This window comes from Pseudogemmobacter humi (genome assembly GCF_900609055.1).
Classification (GTDB): domain Bacteria; phylum Pseudomonadota; class Alphaproteobacteria; order Rhodobacterales; family Rhodobacteraceae; genus Pseudogemmobacter; species Pseudogemmobacter humi.
Window position 1 is genome coordinate 1 of record NZ_UXAW01000127.1, and the last position, 2,839, is coordinate 2,839.

Sequence of the window (2,839 nt, forward strand, 5' to 3'; positions counted from 1 at the left end):
CATGCGGGGGCCTGGCCCCGGGGGCGAGCGGGGTCTTGCGGCGGATCAGGATATCGCCGTTCTCCAGCACCTCGGGCATGTGGTAGTTCTGCACATCGCCCATCAGCCGGGCGATTTCCCTGAGCTGCGGCCCGAGCGCCTCGATCTGCGGCGCCAGATCGCGGAACGCTTCTTCCATCTCCCGGACCTTTGGCTCCATCTCGGCCATCAGGCCGCGCAGCAAGAGTTTCGCGCCCTCTTCGATCAGCGAGAATCCCTCTTCGGCGCCGCGGCCCTCCGGCGCGGGCTCTGCGGTCTGTGCATGGGCCGGGGCGTGATGCGGCAGCGGCAGAGGGGCCAGCGCCAGCGCGGCCATCATCAGGGCGGCGCGCGGCAGGCTGAAGATGCGGTCGATGAAACCGGAAAGCGGCGCGGACATGGATTTCTCCTCTCGGCTGGCGTCAGACTAGTCCCGCCGTTCCGGGGCGCAAATCACTTATCCGCGGTGACGCGGATCACCGCGGAATTTCGACCGAAACCGGGAAATGGTCCGAAGCCTGGAGCAGGGCCTCGCGCAGCTCGGGCGTGGCCATGATGCGCGGGTCCTGGAACGGATGCCAGATCCGCCATTCCGGCCGCCGCGCCATCAGCCCGGGCGAGACCATGACGAAATCCAGCAGCGCCTCGAAATAGCGCTTCTGCGGCGAGAGGTAGAACCGCGCCGTGGTCGGGCAGAAACCCATCCGCGAGCAAAGCGCCATATTGGCATGGGGATCGAACAGCCGCAGATCCGGGTCGTCGTCATGGCCGAGCACGATCTCGACCCCGGATTTGCCGAACAGCTTCTCGAATTCGTCAAGCCCCGGGCCGTCGTTGAAATCGCCCAGAACGATCAGATCCTCGCCCTGGGAGAGATGCTCCTTCACCCGCTCGCGCAGCCAGATACATTGCACAAGCTGCTTGCGGCGGTTCTCGATCGAGATCCGCAAAGCCGAGGCCTCATCGGTGGCGCCGTGCGGGTTCTTCGATTTGGCATGCACCCCGATCAGCCGCAGGGCCCGCCCGTCCGCCAGCGTCACCGCAAGCTCCAGCGGCGGTTTCGAGAAGCGGATCGTGTCGGGGGTGCTGTCGGCGTCGATGTCGTAGCGGAAGGTGCCGTCGAAACGCGGCGCGGCGGCGCTGCCCTTCTTGCCGGTCGGATCGCCCATCGGATCATGGCGGGGCGTCATCAGATCGGGATCGTAGAGAAAGGCGATCTCCTGCTCGGTTTCCGAGGAAAAGCCGTGGATCGCGCGGCGGGTGCGCAGCCCGAATTTGGCGGCGAAGTTTTCCAGCGCCCTGACCGTCGAGCGGCGCGAGGTGGTGTCGGGCCCCTCGATGATCATGATCCCGTCGGCATCCATCGCGGTCAGCACGATGCCGATGGCGCCGAACTGGCTGCCGCGGCTGACGCCGTAGCGCGCCGAGGGCTGGTCGTCCTCATGGCCGCGGCCGAGATCGTCGAACAGCTTGTCGAACCATTCCACGTTCCAGGTGGCGATGCGCAGCGGGCGGGGGGCGGAGGGGGGCGCGGACATCAGGCGGCCTCGCGTTCGGAGAGTTCCTTCCAGGCCGCATTGATCGCGATCAGCCGGCGTTCGGCCAGTTGCACCGCCTCGGGCGGGACGCCGCGGGCGGCCATCACATCGGGATGCGTGTCGCGCACCAGCGCCTTCCAGGCGGCGCGGGCGGTCTCCAGATCGGCGCCGCGCGGGATGCCCAGCACGTCAAAGGGATCGCGCGGCGCGCCCTCGACCAGCCGGGCGCGCACGGCGCGGAAGCAGCAATCGTCGAGACCGAAGATTTCCGCGACATGGCGCAGGAATGCGTCCTCGCCGGGGTGATAGCCGCCGTCGGCGAGCGCGATCTGGAACAATGCCTCCAGAAGATCGACGAGCACATGGTGGTCGTCGGCGCAGAGCGGGCGGCCCTCGGGGTTGAAGAGTTTCGCGATCTTGCGGGCATAGGCGTCGAACCCGGCCACGTCCTGGCGCGCCAGGTTGAAGACATGCGCCGCATGGGCCTCTTCCCCTTCTGGGACCGAGAAGATGCGGCGGAAGGCGCGGACCTCCTCGCGCGAGACCTCGCCGTCGGCCTTGGCCATCTTGGCGCCGAGCGCGATCACCGCGATGGTGAAACCGACCGAGCGTTCCGGGCTGGTCTCGCCGCGCAGCCGGTCGAAGACCATGGAAAGCGGCTCGCCCCGGGCAAGGGCGGAGAGGGCTTCGGCGATGCGGGTCCAGATCGACATGGCGGCAGGATATGCCGGTAAGCCGCGAATGTCAGAGCCGATTGTGCCGCGTTCACGACAATCTCATGGCGGTGTGGCGCGGTTTCTGTACCGCCATGGCAGGAGGCCGGGCGGTGCCGCTTTTGGCGGGAGTGTTTGGGTCGGGATGAAAGGGGGAGCGGCTTGCGCCGCTTGCCTCCGGCGGGGGTATTTGGGTCAGGATGAAAGGGCGAGGGCCGGAAAGGCGGGCAAGGGCGGGTGAGCGGGGCGCGGATCGCCTTTTCGCGGCCTTCGGTGATGATGTGCTGCTCGGTGAGCCGGCCCGCGAGGATTTCACGCAATGAACGTGTGCCTTGGGGTGGCTGGTTTGCGGCTGTACCAGTCGGAGATGGAGTTTTGGCAGCAGAGTCCCGCCGTCTGGCAGCGCCATGCGCTGGCGGAAACCGCCGCGTGCCAGTTCCACCGGTCGTCTGGCGCCGGGGGCGCGCCAGCGCCGCCTCCGGGTCATTGCAGGAGGCGATCCGGCTGGCCAGGCGCGGCGGTCCTGTGAAATGGTCGTGGACAGGCTGGCCCGGGGGCGGGGTCCCGGGG

The 2,839-nt window shown here is 67.9% G+C and carries 3 protein-coding genes; all 3 read right to left on the bottom strand.

Annotated elements, in window-relative coordinates; genetic code table 11:
* Positions 1–418 (bottom strand): nucleotidyl transferase family protein (locus XINFAN_RS20180; RefSeq protein ID WP_199286486.1); only part of this gene is annotated, 418 nt, incomplete at its 3' end.
* 76 nt (positions 419–494) lie between these two features.
* A complete protein-coding gene (locus XINFAN_RS20185; RefSeq protein WP_124088658.1) occupies positions 495–1,556 on the bottom strand; it encodes an endonuclease/exonuclease/phosphatase family protein in 1,062 nt (353 codons plus the stop codon).
* Positions 1,556–2,269, bottom strand: a complete 714-nt coding sequence (locus tag XINFAN_RS20190; RefSeq protein ID WP_124088659.1) for a molecular chaperone DjiA — start codon at positions 2,267–2,269, stop codon at positions 1,556–1,558. The genes XINFAN_RS20185 and XINFAN_RS20190 overlap by 1 nt, the downstream gene beginning before the upstream one ends.
* Positions 2,270–2,839 lie beyond the last annotated feature (570 nt).